This window comes from Corynebacterium sp. HMSC074A09 (assembly GCF_001811545.1).
In the GTDB taxonomy this organism is placed as follows: domain Bacteria; phylum Actinomycetota; class Actinomycetes; order Mycobacteriales; family Mycobacteriaceae; genus Corynebacterium; species Corynebacterium hiratae.
This window is the reverse complement of sequence record NZ_KV805147.1, coordinates 150,911-164,301: the sequence shown is the minus strand read 5'-3', so window position 1 is coordinate 164,301 and position 13,391 is coordinate 150,911. Positions and strand designations below refer to the sequence as shown.

General features: G+C 63.4%; 9 protein-coding genes and 1 pseudogene. 5 read left to right on the top strand and 5 right to left on the bottom strand.

Annotated features, from left to right (window positions below; genetic code table 11):
- Positions 1 to 519: pseudogene (locus HMPREF2807_RS06135) on the top strand (hypothetical protein); the annotation flags it as partial.
- Between the two features lie 208 nt (positions 520 to 727).
- A complete protein-coding gene (locus HMPREF2807_RS06130) occupies positions 728 to 1,588 on the top strand; it encodes a class F sortase (RefSeq protein ID WP_070511194.1) in 861 nt (286 codons plus the stop codon).
- A gap of 47 nt (positions 1,589 to 1,635) precedes the next feature.
- On the opposite strand, the gene HMPREF2807_RS06125 is transcribed toward HMPREF2807_RS06130, so the two are convergent.
- A complete protein-coding gene (locus HMPREF2807_RS06125) occupies positions 1,636 to 2,463 on the bottom strand; it encodes a PRD domain-containing protein (protein WP_070511192.1) in 828 nt (275 codons plus the stop codon).
- Between the two features lie 115 nt (positions 2,464 to 2,578).
- On the bottom strand, positions 2,579 to 4,684 hold the full coding sequence (locus HMPREF2807_RS06120; protein WP_070511190.1) for a glucose PTS transporter subunit IIA: 2,106 nt from the start codon (positions 4,682 to 4,684) through the stop codon (positions 2,579 to 2,581).
- Positions 4,685 to 5,037: 353 nt separating this feature from the next.
- Between HMPREF2807_RS06120 and pta the strand changes: the two genes are divergently transcribed.
- Together pta and HMPREF2807_RS06110 are read left to right on the top strand one after the other, a co-directional pair.
- Positions 5,038 to 6,402, top strand: a complete 1,365-nt coding sequence (gene pta, locus HMPREF2807_RS06115; RefSeq protein ID WP_070511188.1) for a phosphate acetyltransferase — start codon at positions 5,038 to 5,040, stop codon at positions 6,400 to 6,402.
- Positions 6,403 to 7,623: an acetate kinase gene (locus HMPREF2807_RS06110; RefSeq protein ID WP_070511186.1), complete on the top strand. Its 1,221-nt coding sequence runs from the start codon at positions 6,403 to 6,405 to the stop codon at positions 7,621 to 7,623.
- Here the strand turns inward: HMPREF2807_RS06110 and HMPREF2807_RS06105 are convergent.
- The 3 genes from HMPREF2807_RS06105 to HMPREF2807_RS06095 are packed head-to-tail and all read right to left on the bottom strand — an operon-like array spanning position 7,620 to position 12,795.
- Positions 7,620 to 10,268 carry a serine/threonine protein kinase gene (locus HMPREF2807_RS06105; protein ID WP_070511184.1) on the bottom strand — a complete coding sequence of 883 codons (2,649 nt, stop codon included), beginning with the start codon at positions 10,266 to 10,268 and terminating at the stop codon, positions 7,620 to 7,622. The two genes, HMPREF2807_RS06110 and HMPREF2807_RS06105, sit on opposite strands and share 4 nt — an antisense overlap.
- The gene (locus HMPREF2807_RS06100; RefSeq protein WP_070511182.1) at positions 10,268 to 11,359 is read right to left on the bottom strand and encodes a glutamate ABC transporter substrate-binding protein; all 1,092 of its coding nucleotides are present in this window, start codon (positions 11,357 to 11,359) and stop codon (positions 10,268 to 10,270) included. Before HMPREF2807_RS06100 ends, HMPREF2807_RS06105 begins: the two co-directional genes overlap by 1 nt.
- Entirely contained in the window at positions 11,359 to 12,795 is a 1,437-nt protein-coding gene (locus HMPREF2807_RS06095) for a hypothetical protein (protein WP_070511180.1), read from the bottom strand. The genes HMPREF2807_RS06100 and HMPREF2807_RS06095 overlap by 1 nt, the downstream gene beginning before the upstream one ends.
- Positions 12,796 to 12,879: 84 nt before the next feature.
- Between HMPREF2807_RS06095 and HMPREF2807_RS06090 the strand changes: the two genes are divergently transcribed.
- Positions 12,880 to 13,368, top strand: a complete 489-nt coding sequence (locus tag HMPREF2807_RS06090; RefSeq protein WP_070511178.1) for an NUDIX domain-containing protein — start codon at positions 12,880 to 12,882, stop codon at positions 13,366 to 13,368.
- Positions 13,369 to 13,391: the final 23 nt, after the last annotated feature.

Genomic DNA, 13,391 nt, shown 5'->3' with positions numbered 1-13,391 from the left:
CCGAACCAGCCGGGTGAGGAGACCACTCCGAATAACCCGGGTGAGGAAACGACTCCGAATAAGCCGGGTGACGAGCCGTCTGAGTCCACGACCGAGACTCCGGATGACGGCGACGGTAAGGATAAGGACGACAACGATGGCAGCTCGAAGAAGTCCGATCTGCCGTGGTGGCTGCTGCTCATCCCGGGTCTGGGCCTCATCAAGCTCATCATTGATGGTGGCAATAGCGGTGACGGTGGACATGATGGTGGCCACGATGGCGACCACAACGCTGAGGTCATCGAGGACAACGGCCGTGGCGGTGACCATGGTGAGTCCACCGGTGACAACGCTGGTGAACCGTCCGAGCAGACTGGTGACAACACCGGCCGCGATGACCGCGAGGTCACCGTCCTAGACGCAACTCCGCCGGAGGACTCCGGTCAGCCGCTGCCGTCCAATGCAGAGCGCGTGGAGATCAAGCACGTACCTTCCGGTGCGACGAAGCTTGACCCAGGCATGAAGGACTTCATCAAGTAGTCCAGACTGCAACACCATCCCAGCCCTCACCGGTTGGGTTGGTAAGGCGCAGAGAGCAATGATGACAATCCCCTCCAGGGCGTAAACGCTGGAGGGGATTCGTCGTCTGATTTTTAGTCTATTGTTTAAAACGAATAACTAGAGCCAAAACATTTAAAAGCTAAATTTCAGAAGTTAGAACATAGAAGCCAAGAGCGAGGAGTAGAGAATGACTGTTGATGGCGAAGAGAATGGTATCCCGGAGTACCCTGGTGAGTCCTCTGCATCTGAACACCGCGCCAGCGAAGCGCAGCCGGTAGGTGATGGGAAGAAGAGCAAAAAGAAGCTGCTCATCGGTATTGCAGCGCTCATCGCGATTATCTTGGTTGTCGTACAGCTAGTGCTCTATGCGGGCCGCAGTGAGGAAGATTCCGCAGAGACGAATGCGGCTGAGGAACAGACATCAACCTCGCAGAGCGTTGAAGTTGAAGCGCCAACAACGAACAATGATCCCTTCGTGGATGACTCTGGCCAGCAGGAACACGAGGTAGAACCGGCGCCGGGTGAGTTTCGGGGTTTTGGCGCGATGTCCTTGGGCATTAACGATGAGTTCGCGGCCGTGGACCCGATTCAGGTCACTGATACCGGCATGCTGATTCCCCCGCACGATGTACAGCGCTTGGGCTGGTACTCCGCATCGGCGGTGCCGGGCGAGGCTGGTCCGGTGGGCTCCAGCGTTATTACCGGCCACATCAACTACCAAGGTCAGGGCACGGGCTTCGCAGAGAAGTTCACCACCATGGAGTTGGGCCAGGAATTTACCGTCTTCATCGATGGTGAGGAGCGCCGATTCCGCGTGACCGAGGCGCCGTACCGCCTGCAGAAGGGCGCGGGTTTCCCGGACGTGGTCAATGACACGCAGGGAGACAACCGCTTGGTCCTCATTACCTGTGGCGGCAAGTTTGTGGGTGGTCAGCTCGGCTACGAAGACAACATCATCACCGTGGCGGAGCCGGTGGCACCGGTGGAGGGTGCTGAGGCGCCGGTAGATGGTGGCGTCGAGGAGGGTGCTGAGGCACCGGCGGCTTAAGCCGTCGCAGCGGCCTAAGCAGGTGTACTGCTTACGCCGCAGACTGTTTAGGCGGAGGCCTCCTGCAGGCGGGCAATATGCAGCGTCAGGTAGGAGATCTCATCGGGGGTTAGGGCGCTGTCGAGGCGCAGCTCAATAAGGTTGGCCACCATCTGGGCGGTCTCGACGGCATCGGGGTAGCGCGCGGAGATGGCAGTGGCTACTTGGCGGTCGTCAGAGTCGAGCTGCTGGTGCTCCGCCATGCGCACAAACAGGTAGCGCAGGTGCGTGATGAAGCGGGCGACGGAGATGTCCTCGCTGTTGAGTTCCGTGCCGTTGTGGGAGCCGATGACGGCCAGGATCTGCTGAATCAGCCCCGTCATGCGGTAGGTGCCGGAAAGGTCTCCGACCGCGAAGCCGGCGTTGACCAGATGCAGGGTAATGGCCACGGCTTCGTCGGCAGCCAGTGGTGTGTGTAGGCCACTGTTGATGGCGGTGAGGAGCCGCTGCGCGAGGCTAAAGTCCTCGGCGTAGAGGTGGCGGACCTCAGCCTCGAGGGGATAAGACACCGTGTTGCCGCGGCTGACCGCGCCGTGGATGTGGTCCGCAATTGCCACGACCAGCGTGAGCTTGCTGCGTAGTGCCTCAGACATGTCCACGGAGTGCATGGCGTCGATGATCAGTTGCACGTACTCGCCGGGGATGCCGGCGATCATGGCGGCTAGGTGATCCGGGTCGCGGCCGGAGTCAGGAACGAAGACCTTCACCACCTTGGTCGGGTCAACCTCAGTGCCCGGCTTTGCCTGGAAGCCGATGCCGCGGCCGGTGACAATGACGTCCTCCGCGCCGCGTCGTGCGAGCACGACGTTGTTATTGAACACTCGCAACAGTTGCACAAGGCACCTTTCTGGTTGAGGGTAAAACGACTAAAGCCGGCCACGATGGTGGATACATCGAGCCAGCTTAGTCAGGGTGCGTTAAACGGGGGCCAAAGGTTCCCTCGTGGGTGCTTTAGCGGGTCGTGGTGATGACCGTGTCGCCGGCGGAGGCGTGGTTGAGGCCAGCCGGGGTGACGGCGGCCAGTGCCTTGGTGTTGGTTACGGCCAGGACGATGGTGGTGTCGTAGCCAGCTTCCTTGACCTTGTCGAAGTCAACGGTGGCCAGCAGCTCACCCTGCTTGACGGTGTCGCCCTTCTTGACGGCCGGAGCGAAACCTTCGCCCTTCATCTTCACGGTGTTGATGCCGATGTGGACGAGGACCTCCACGCCATCCTCAGTCTTGATGCCGTAGGCGTGGCCGGACTTCATAGCACTGACAATCGTGCCGCTGACCGGGGAGTAGACGTCGTTGCCCTCAGGGACGATGCCGACGCCATCGCCGAGCGTTCCAGCGGAGAAGACCGGGTCATCGATTTCTGCCATCGGGACGACCTTGCCGGCGGCCGGCGAGGCGATGTCGGTGGTGGTGCCAGCAGCAGGCTCAGCGGCCTGGGCCGGTGCGTCTGCCTTGGTGGCGGTTGCGGTGGCAGCGCCAGCGCCGGCGCCGGCAGCAGCGGTGCCTGCGGATGCGGGGGCGTCGGCAAGCGTGGCGTTGTTGGCGTTGTCGAGCTCGGCCTTCTCGGCGGCCTCGCGGGCGGCCTTGGCCTCAGCGCGCTCCTCCGGGGTGCGGTAGTCGGTGAAAAGGATGAGCAGGAAGGCCACGAAGAAAGCCACTGCGATGGAAATGGCGTACTTGGCCATCGGGGTGAAGACCGGGATGGTCAGCAGTGAGGTGAAGACGAAGGCATTCGTCGTAATACCGTTGGAGCCCAGGGTCAGCAGGGCGACGGTCAGGCCACCGGCGAAGCAGCCCACCAGCATGCGCGGGTAGATGCGCTTGTAGCGCAGGTGGATACCGTAAAGGGAAGGCTCGGAAATACCGCCCAGCAGGCCAGCCAGAAGTGCAGAGCCGGAGGTCTGGCGCATTACGGTGTCGCGGTCACGGATGGACAGGGCCAGCACACCGGCGGTAGCGCCGAAGCAGGCAAAGTTCCATGCGCCCATCGGGCCCTGGATGAAGTCATAGCCCAAGGTCTGGATGTTGACCAGCATGAGGGCGTTGAGCGGCCAGTGCAGACCCAGCGGGACCAGGAACGGGTAGAGCATCGGGATGGCCAGAGCGAAGACGAAAGGAGCGTTGTCATTGAGCCAGGACAGGCCAGCGCCAATGCCGTTACCGGCCCATACGCCGAAGGGGCCAATGATGAAGGCCGTTAGCGGGATGAGGAAAATCAGGGTCAGGAAGGGGACGAAGACCATGTGGACCGCGGATGGGATGAGCTTCTGGAAACCCTTGTAGAAGAGCGCTGCGACGGCGGCCATGATGAGCGGGACGAAGACATTTCCGCCGTAGTCCTGCAGCTGCATTGGCAGGCCGAAGATATCGATGGAGCACTGCTCGGCAGACAGCGTCTCGTTGGTCACGCATTGGACGGCTGGGTTGTCGGTGAGGCCGGTGAACTCCGGGGTGAACATCGCGAACATGACCGCAGCGGGGACCCAGGGGTCGATGCGCAGCTTCTTGCCGGCGTTATAGGCCACCATGACGGGCAGGAAGAAGAAGACGGAACGCCACATGGCGTCGACGAAAAGCCAGGATGCTGGCTTATCCTCAGCGCGGAAGTCGACGATGCCTAGCGCATCCAGCACTGCGGCGAAGGCAATAACCAGGGAGGCGCCCAGCAGCACGCCCAGGATGGGGCGGAAGGAATCCGAGAGGTACTCGAAGAAGGTATCCATCCACGGCAGTTTGCCCTTAGCCTTGGAACGGGCAGCAGCCTTGACATCGTCATTGGAGCGGCCGGTAGACGCGCCGGCGTTCTTCATCTGGGGGAGAGCGTTGATCTCGTCATAGACCGTGGCCACGTCGCCGCCGATGACGACCTGGTAGTTGCGCCCGCCTTGGGGCACAGCGCCCATGACCTTGGGGATAGATTCGAGTGCTTCCTTATCGGCTTTGGAGGCATCAGCCAGCTCGAAGCGCAAGCGCGTGGCACAGTGCGTGAAAGAGGTGATGTTCTCCGCTCCGCCGATGCCATCCAAGATGGCTTCGGCTGCCGAGCGAGTCTCTGTCGACATGAGAATCCTTTCGAGAGTAGGCAGGCACTGTGGCTAAAAACCACAAAAGACCTAGGCCACAATGGTCCATAGCGAACCATCCCCACACGGCTAAGAGCGGGGAGCCTAGGTCTTGCCCGAAGTAACAATCCTGGTTAGGACCCTACTCCGAAGTGGTCACGAGGGGCAAGTTTCTGTGGGATACCGCACTCTATGGCGGTATGGGGAGTTGTTGGCCTGCAACGTTGGAGATATGAAGCCTCACTTTGGCGGCGCGAAGGGGTGCGTTCCCGTACTGTGAAAGTGTCGTAGTGTCACTGTGTGCCCAGTTTGTGAGCCCGGGTACACGCTTTCTAAGCAGAGAAAGGTTTCTCATGACCGCCAAGTCCTCACGGAATTCCGCCTTTATTAGCGTCATCGGGCGCGGCTTCGACGGATTGGACGTTGCTGCTGTGGCTCAGGAACTGGGGGCCACCTTCGCCCAGGTAGATGACCTGGGAACCACGCTCAGCGAGGTCCTGGAAAATGCCCCCGCGGGCAATCTGGTCCTCCAGGGCACAGGCGTTATGGACTTTGACGCCAAGGCCGCGGCCGCACTGGGGCTGCCCTTTGTCCTGATTTCTAACGCGCCCGCCCGCGCGGCGGAGTTGGCGCTGGGCCACGCGCGCTCGGTGGGCGCCACGGTGGTCGGCGCGTTGACCGACGTTTCCTCGGTTCCCGGTGCGATTTCTTCTCTGGACGACATCGAGCCCTATATGTCCGCCGAGCTCTTCCAGAAGCAGCTGCTGGACCAGGCCCGCGAGGTCGGAGCGCACATCGTTTTGCCGGAGGGCGAGGATGACCGCATCCTTCAGGCCGCGGGTGAGCTCATCAAGGGCAAGGTGGCGAAGCTGACGATTCTGGGTGATGGGAACGTCGAGAAGCGCGCCCAGGAGCTCGGGATCGACCTGTCAGGGGTGGAAATCATCAACCACCTGGAATCCCCGCTGGCGGAGGAGTTTGCCGCAGACTTCGCGGAGCTGCGCAAGAAGAAGGGGGTGACGCTGGAGCAGGCGCGCGAGACCATGAAAGACGTGTCCTACTTCGCCACGATGATGGTGCACAAGGGCTTGGCCGATGGCATGGTCTCCGGCGCGGCGCACACCACGGCGCACACCATTAAGCCTTCCTTCCAGATCATTAAGACCAAGCCGGAGGCCTCCGTGGTTTCCTCCATCTTCCTCATGGTGATGCCGGGCCGCCTGTGGGCCTTCGGCGATTGCGCGGTGAACCCGAACCCGACTCCGGAGCAGCTCGGCGAGATCGCTATTGTCTCCGCGCAGACCGCAGCGCAGTTCGGCCTGGATCCGCGCGTGGCGCTGCTGTCCTACTCCACGGGCACCTCAGGCGCTGGGCCGGATGTGGAGAAGGTGGCACAGGCCGTTGAGGCGGCCCGCGGTATCGATTCTTCCGTGGCGGTGGATGGTCCGCTGCAGTTCGACGCTGCCTGTGACCCAGGCGTGGCGGCCAAGAAGGCGCCCGACTCTGACGTTGCGGGTAAGGCTACGGTCTTTGTCTTCCCGGACTTGGAGGCCGGCAACATTGGCTACAAGACGGCGCAGCGCACCGGTGGCGCACTGGCGGTGGGCCCGATTCTGCAGGGGCTGAACAAGCCGGTCAATGACCTTTCGCGTGGCGCGACCGTTCCGGACATCATCAACACGGTGGCTATCACCGCTATTCAGGCAGGGGTGAAGTAGATGGCGTACGTACTCGTTCTCAACTCGGGGTCTTCCTCGGTAAAGTTCCAGCTCGTGGACCCGGAGAGCTCGGCCACGGATACCCCGCTGGTCTCGGGTTTGGTAGAGCAGGTCGGTGAGCCGCAGGGTGCGGTGACCGTCAAGACGGGCGGTGAGGAATACAAGGAAGAGCTGGAGATTCCCACCCACTCCTTCGGCCTGGACCGCGCGTTTAGCATCATGCACGAGCACGGTGTAGGCCCGACGGATGTCGAGGTCATCGCCGTGGGCCACCGCGTGGTGCACGGCGGGCGCCTATTTAGCGAGCCGCAGCTCATCGTGGACCAGATCGAGTCCATGATCGAGGACCTCATCCCGCTCGCGCCGCTGCACAACCCGGCCAACCTGGACGGCATCCGCGTGGCGCGCAAGCTGCTGCCGGAGATCCCGCACGTGGCGGTCTTCGATACGGCTTTCTTCAACCACATGCCGCCGGCGGCCGCACTGTACGCCATCAATAACGATGTGGCCTCGCAGTATGACATCCGCCGTTACGGTTTCCACGGAACCTCCCACGAGTTCGTCTCGCAGCAGGTGCCGAAGCTGCTGGACATGGACCCGGGGCACGTCCACCAGATCACGCTGCACTTGGGCAATGGTGCTTCGGCGGCGGCGATTCGCAACGGTCGCCCGATCGATACCTCGATGGGCCTGACCCCGCTGGCTGGTCTGGCTATGGGTACCCGTTCGGGTGATATCGATCCGGGTATCATCTTCCACCTCTCGCGTGAGGCAGGGATGTCGATTGATGAGATTGATGACTTGCTGAACAAGCGCTCCGGTGTGAAGGGCATTGCGGGTGTCAACGACTTCCGCGTGCTGCGCGAGCGCATTAACAACGAGGACCAGGATGCCTGGCTGGCTTATAACATCTACATCCACCAGCTGCGCCGCTTCATTGGTGCCTACATGATTGCGCTGGGCCGCGTGGATGCGATTACGTTTACCGCCGGCGTGGGTGAGAACGATACTGAGGTCCGCCAGGATTCGTTGTACAACCTGGACATGTACGGCATTGACTTCGATAAGGAAGCCAACCTCGTGCGCTCGAAGGAGCCGCGCATGATTTCGACCGCGGACTCCCAGGTCAAGGTCTTCGTGGTGCCGACCAACGAGGAGCTGGCCATCGCGCAGAAGTCCGCGGGCATTGCGGCCATGGCCCGGGAGGCGGGGTTGTATTAGAACATCGTGACCGGGCGGACCTTGTTGGCCAGGTCCACCAGCGCGTAGCGGTGGCGGGCGAACGGCGCCTGGCGCGCCAGTGCCCGCAGGGTATCCGCCAGGCCGTAGCGCAGGCCGCGCTGGGTGAAGGGGAACTCGAAGAGATCGTTGGGGGAGGCCGCAGCATTGAGGTCTGATTCGCGCAGGAAGGTCAGCCCGGCGGAGATGACTGCGATCTTGATCTGCAAGAAGCGCGGCTCGTTCTGCGGAATCTCCTCCAAACGGCGGGCGGCACGCCGGATGCGGGACTCGGAAAGATCGTGGACGATGAGCTGTAAAACCGTGGTCAAGCGGGCCATGCGGTGGTGGCGCGAGGCGTTGGGGACTTTATCCAAGGTGGCCACGGCGAGCTCAACTTGGTGCTCAGCGCGCAGCTGGCGGGCCAAGCCGAAGGCGGAGGAGACCGTCGTCGGGTTCGTCGCCCACACGATGCCGTAGAGGCGCAGCGAGTTGAAACGCAGGTGGGCGGGGTCATCGGTGACGTGGTCCCAGATGCCGGGCTGATCCTCAAAAGCGTCGTTGGGCAGATCCGCGAGCGAGGTGGTGAGGTTGGCGCAGGCGCGGGCAACGGAGGCGTCGATCAGCGCGGCCTCCGAAAAACCTAGCTGCTGCAGGATGAGCTCATTGACCGCGCCGATGGCCAGCTTGGGGGCGGCCTCACCAGGCAGCACGTCGAGGACGTGGGCGAAGTGGGCTTGGGCCTCGCGGTACTTATCCAAAAGCAGCTCGGTCACGCCCGAGTACCAGTGGAAACGCCAGTCCCTCCCCAGGCGGTCTTCGATGGAATTCAGCCACTCGCGGGCCTGGCCGATGTAGCCCAAGTCAATCATGGCGCGCACTACGCCGAGTGGAATCTCCGCGGATTCCTCATACTCCGGGGCCTGCATGGCCTGGCGCAGGGTTTCCAGCGCTTCTTGTGGCTCGGTATAGGAGGAACCTTGCAGCAGTGGGGCGCCGATGTCGGAGCGGACGATGAGCGGGATGGGCAGTGCGGAGACCACCTCGGGGGCGGTGATGCGGACGGTGCGGTCGATGCCGTCGATGAGCTGATCCGTGCGGAAGACCAGGTGCTTCGTGCCGAAGGTCGTACGCTGCGGGGAGAAGACCGAGTGCTGGGCTGGGTGCTGGATGCCATCGCGGAGCGCGATGACCTCCCGCAGTACACCGAAGAGCTGGTCACGCAGCTCGGAGACGGAGGCGAAGCGCTGCTGTGGGTCCGGATCCGTGGCGCGCAACAGCAGGCGGTAGAAGGAGAGGTAGCGGCGCAGCAGCGGCTCCTCCGTGGGGGAGGGCAGGCCGGGTTTGTAGACGCCGTCCTCCACCGGCAGCTTCAGCGTCAGGCAGGCCAGGGTGCGGCCGATGGTGTAAATATCGCTGGCCACCGAGGGGCCCTGCGTGGCGATCTCGGGGGCCTGGAAACCCTGCGTGCCGTAGATGTGGCCGAAGGCGCCGATGCCAGAGACCGCGCCCAGATCGATGAGCTTGACCTGGTCCTCGGTGACGATGATGTTGGAGGGCTTCAAGTCGTTGTAGACCACGCCGCGGGCGTGCAAGTAATCCAGGGCGGGCAGGATTTCCAGGATGTAGGCAATCGCAGTGTCGACAGGGAAGCGGTCATTGACCTGGTCGTTGCGGCGCTGCTTCAGTGAGGGGCCGCCGACGTACTCCATGACGATGAAGCCGCCGGGCACGCGGGGGTCATCGATGAAGTTGAAAATCTTCACGATATTCGGGTGCGTGATGTCCGCGAGGAACTCACGCTCCGCCTCCGCGGTGGCGGTCTCCTCGGCGGAGTTGGTGGATTGCATGCCCTTGAGCACCACGATGCGCCCGGAGACGAAGTGGTCGTTGGCCAGGTAAATCCAGCCCAGCCCGCCATGCGCGAGCACGCCCAAGATCTCGTACTGGCCGGCCACCATGTCGCCCGGCTTGAGCTGCGGTGGGGCGGCGCGGGGCGCGTCCTTGGGATCGATGAGCGCGTCGCGCGGGTTGCCCGGGACAACGAAGGGCAAGGTGGCCATGCCATCGGCCACCTCCCGATCGGTGCGCTTGGTGCTGCGGCGCTGGCGGAAGGTATCGAGCGCGCGGCGCCGCGAGGCTTGCGAGGGGTCCTCTGCTTTGCGGCGATCACGCAGCTGCCCCAGCTCCTCGATGAGCGCGGCGATATTGTCCGAGTCGACGTATTCGCCATCGTCGGGTTGGCCCGTCGCCGTGCCGCTCGTGCCCACGCGATTCGCGGGGGAGAGGCGGGCGCCGGTGGCGGCCTCGTAGTCATCGTCATCGTCATCCGCGAAGGGATCAAAGGGCACGGCGGCGGTGCGGTCGGAGGCTTCGGCGTCGGCGGCGCCGGCAGCTGCTGTTCCCGCGCTGTGCGAATCTGAGGGGGAGACGCTGAGGTGGTGGTCCTCCGAATAGTCGTCATCGTCATCCGCGAAGGGATCGAAGCGCACGGCTTGGGTGGCGTCGTTAGTGGCGTCGGTGGCGGCGTCGTTAGTGACGTCGTGGGCGGCGGGGTGGTTAGCGGTCGTGGCGGCGTCGGGCTGAGCGTCCTCGTGCTCTTCGGGCGTGAGGTGATCGAGCTCATCCTCGGTGAAGCGGTGCGACATTATTGTCCCTCCTTCTTCTCGCCGGGCTGGTCCTTGGCTGCGGAGCTCGGCTGTGATTCCTCGGCAGGCGGAGTCTCGTTGAGGTACTTCGGCTCCGGGAGTACGGGCTGCTCCATGTAATTCCCCAGCCAGGTATTAAAGAGCTCCTGCCAGGTGCCGTCGCGGCGGATGCGCTCCAACGTGGAGTTGATCTGACGGATGAGCGGGCGCGAGTCATAGGAGGCATCGGGCTTGCGCACGGCCACGCCATAGCTCTGGCTTTCCAAAGGATCGCCGACGATCTCGGTGTATTTATCCTGCGCTAGCATGCCGGACAGCAGGGCGTCATCCACGACGATGCCATCCGTCTGGCCCAGCTGCAGCGCCATAAGGCAATCGCCCCAGGTACGGGTCTCCAAAATATCGGAAGACGGCGAGTGCTTGCGTATCGCATCCACCATGGTGGAACCTTTCGCCGCACACAACGTTAGCCCGGCGGCCTCCGTGATGGAATGGATGCCCGAGTTCTTCAGCACCAGCAACCGTGCATCCGTCTGCATATACGGAATGGAGAAGGCCACTTCGCGTTGGCGCTCGGGGCTAATCGTCATGGTGCGGATGACCATGTCCACCGTGCGCTCATTCAGTGCACGCGCGCGGTCGGAGGCCTCCACGAAGCGGAAGTCCACTTTGTCGGGATCCCCGAAGATATCGCGGGCGATTTCGCGGGCGATATCGACCTCGAATCCGCGGACCTCGCCGCTGGCGGTATCGCGGTAGCTGAGTAGGTTATTGGAGCGGTCCACGCCCACGATGAGTCGGCCGCGCGTCAGGATGTTGGGCACGCGCTCCTCCGGCTTCTTATCGTCCGGGCGGTAGGAGCCGTAAACGTCCGCGGTGCTTTGCTTGGACACCTCTCCCGTGCCGGCGGGTTCGATGATGGCGTCCTCCGGCAGCGGCGGCCCCGGGGTGGAGTTGAGATCCGCGCTGGAGGGCAGGATCGGATCCGGCGTGTTGGGCGGCTTCGGCTCGCAGGCGCTGAGTGTCACGGCGGCGCTGAGCAGCAGCACGGCCGCAGTGGCGTGCTGGCGGTGGTCGGTTCGGCGGCGCATCACAGGTACTCCTGCAGGCGGGGGCGGATACCCAGCCACACGGCGATAATCGCGCCAAACGTGGCTAGGAGGACGCCGGTAGACACCATGGTCATGGCATTGAGACCCTGAACCAGGTAGGTGCGCATGGCGTCGCGGGCTTGGTCGATGAGCGCGGCCAGGGAGTTATCCACGGCATTGAAGGCGCTGGCGGCGGTCGGGTCACCATCCGGATCGATGGCGGTGGCTTGGTAGAGCGCGGCGTCGTAATGGCCCATGGAGAGATCCTCCATGAAAGCATCGTGCGTGGTTTCCCAATCCTCCAAGGCCTCCTTGGCGCGAGGAATCAAGGAAGGATCGGAGGAGGGGAAGTCGTCGTCGTCAAGCGCCTGCTCATAGTCCCGCAGGGCCCGGTCCACCGAGTACACCGTGGAGTTAAAGTGCACGGACATGTCCTGTTGGGAGGAGCGCAGGACCAGCGCCAGGGTTTCCGAGGTGCGCATCTGCTGGGCCTCAATGCGCGAGGCGGTCAGCGAATCCCAGGGGCGCGAGACCGTCTCGAAGCCCTGGTGGCCGGAGGCCCACGTGGCGAAGTTGGAGCCAGCGGCCCACACCAGCGCCAAGAACAACAGTCCCGTGGCCACCACGAAACCGCGGTTGAAGCGGCGGCGGGTCAGCCGCCACAGCCACCACTGCGCCAAGCCGAGGAAAATGATCGCCGCGACCAGGCCCGAGAGCGGCACCCATTGCGGGCGGGTTAGGCGCTGTTGTTGCTGGGTCACCTTCTCCGAGGTCAGGGTGAACAGCTCCGCGGCGGCGGGGAGAATCTGGGTGCGCATGAGCGCCGAGGCATTGGACATGTAGGAGTTCGCCACGGCGTGGCCGGCACGGTGATTGACGCGGGCCTTTTCCACCAGGGCGGTGTAGACCGGCAGCTTGCGCTGGATAAACGTGACGAGCTCGCGCACGCGGTCATCTTCGGCGGAGGTACCGACGATGGCCTGCGTGGCGGCGACGGAGGCGGCGTCGATGGCCTCGTTATAGCGGTCGCGGTTATCCTCCGGCTCCACGCCTGCCTGGACGAAGCCGGTGGTGGCGACAGTATCGGCTAAAGACAGGTTGGTGTAGAGGTGGTGCGCCGCGTTGGACATCGGCTCGGTGGAGGCTAGCAGCGTGTCCAGATCATCGTGGCGCGCGGCCGAGGAGGAGGACATGGAAAAGCCGGCCGCGGCGAGCGCTGCGGTGAGGATGACGGTAACCGTAAACAGCTTGCCGGGAGTGGTGATGGCGAAGCTATAGAGGCGCCGAATGACCCGCGCGGGGCCGGCGAAGGAGCTCATCGCCAGCTGTGTGGGGCGGCTAAAAACCGGCGCGGAGGGCTCGGTGACGTCATCGAGCCAATGATCGCCCCATGATTCGGGGGAGTGCTCGCGCAGTTCGGTGGCCGGGCCGGTCATTCCCTTAGGATAGCGCTCTCGTGCGCTTCGCGCGATGATTTCGGGGGCGTTGGCGCGGGGAGTTTGTCGCGTATCGTGTAAGGCATGTGTGCACGCGTTAACCCAGAACTTTCCGGTGATGGCTGGTCGAAGGGCCCGGGCGGGGTGCCGGTGTGGGGCAAGTTTGGAGCAGCTGGTCTCTTCCTCGTGGCGGGCGATGAGGTACTGCTCCAGCATCGCGCGACGTGGACGAATAACGGTGGGACCTGGGGAATCCCGGGCGGGGCGCGGGATAAGCCGGAGTCGCCGGAGCAGGCCGCGCTGCGGGAGACGGAGGAGGAAACCGGAATCTCGCCGGCAGACGTTGAGGTGCTGGATGCCATCGTCACTGCCGGGCCCTTCGAGGAAGGCTGGACCTATACCACGGTGTTGGCGCGGACGGTCTCGGGGCAGCGCTTGGCCACGACCGCTAACGAAGAATCCGCCGAGCTGCGCTGGGTCCCGTTTAACCAGGTAGAAGAGCTAGAACTCTTAGCGCCCTTCCGGGAAGCGCTGCCGCGGTTGTTGAAGTACTGGGAAGACATCACCAGGTGATACAGGCGCGCGGCAGGAACCTG

Coding starts and splice junctions, on each gene's coding strand:
- HMPREF2807_RS06130 (WP_070511194.1), top strand. CDS start 728: ATGACTGTTGATGGCGAAGAGAATGGTATCCCGGAGTACCCTGGTGAG.
- HMPREF2807_RS06120 (WP_070511190.1), bottom strand. CDS start 4,684: ATGTCGACAGAGACTCGCTCGGCAGCCGAAGCCATCTTGGATGGCATC.
- pta (WP_070511188.1), top strand. CDS start 5,038: ATGACCGCCAAGTCCTCACGGAATTCCGCCTTTATTAGCGTCATCGGG.
- HMPREF2807_RS06110 (WP_070511186.1), top strand. CDS start 6,403: ATGGCGTACGTACTCGTTCTCAACTCGGGGTCTTCCTCGGTAAAGTTC.
- HMPREF2807_RS06105 (WP_070511184.1), bottom strand. CDS start 10,268: ATGTCGCACCGCTTCACCGAGGATGAGCTCGATCACCTCACGCCCGAA.
- HMPREF2807_RS06100 (WP_070511182.1), bottom strand. CDS start 11,359: ATGCGCCGCCGAACCGACCACCGCCAGCACGCCACTGCGGCCGTGCTG.
- HMPREF2807_RS06095 (WP_070511180.1), bottom strand. CDS start 12,795: ATGACCGGCCCGGCCACCGAACTGCGCGAGCACTCCCCCGAATCATGG.
- HMPREF2807_RS06090 (WP_070511178.1), top strand. CDS start 12,880: ATGTGTGCACGCGTTAACCCAGAACTTTCCGGTGATGGCTGGTCGAAG.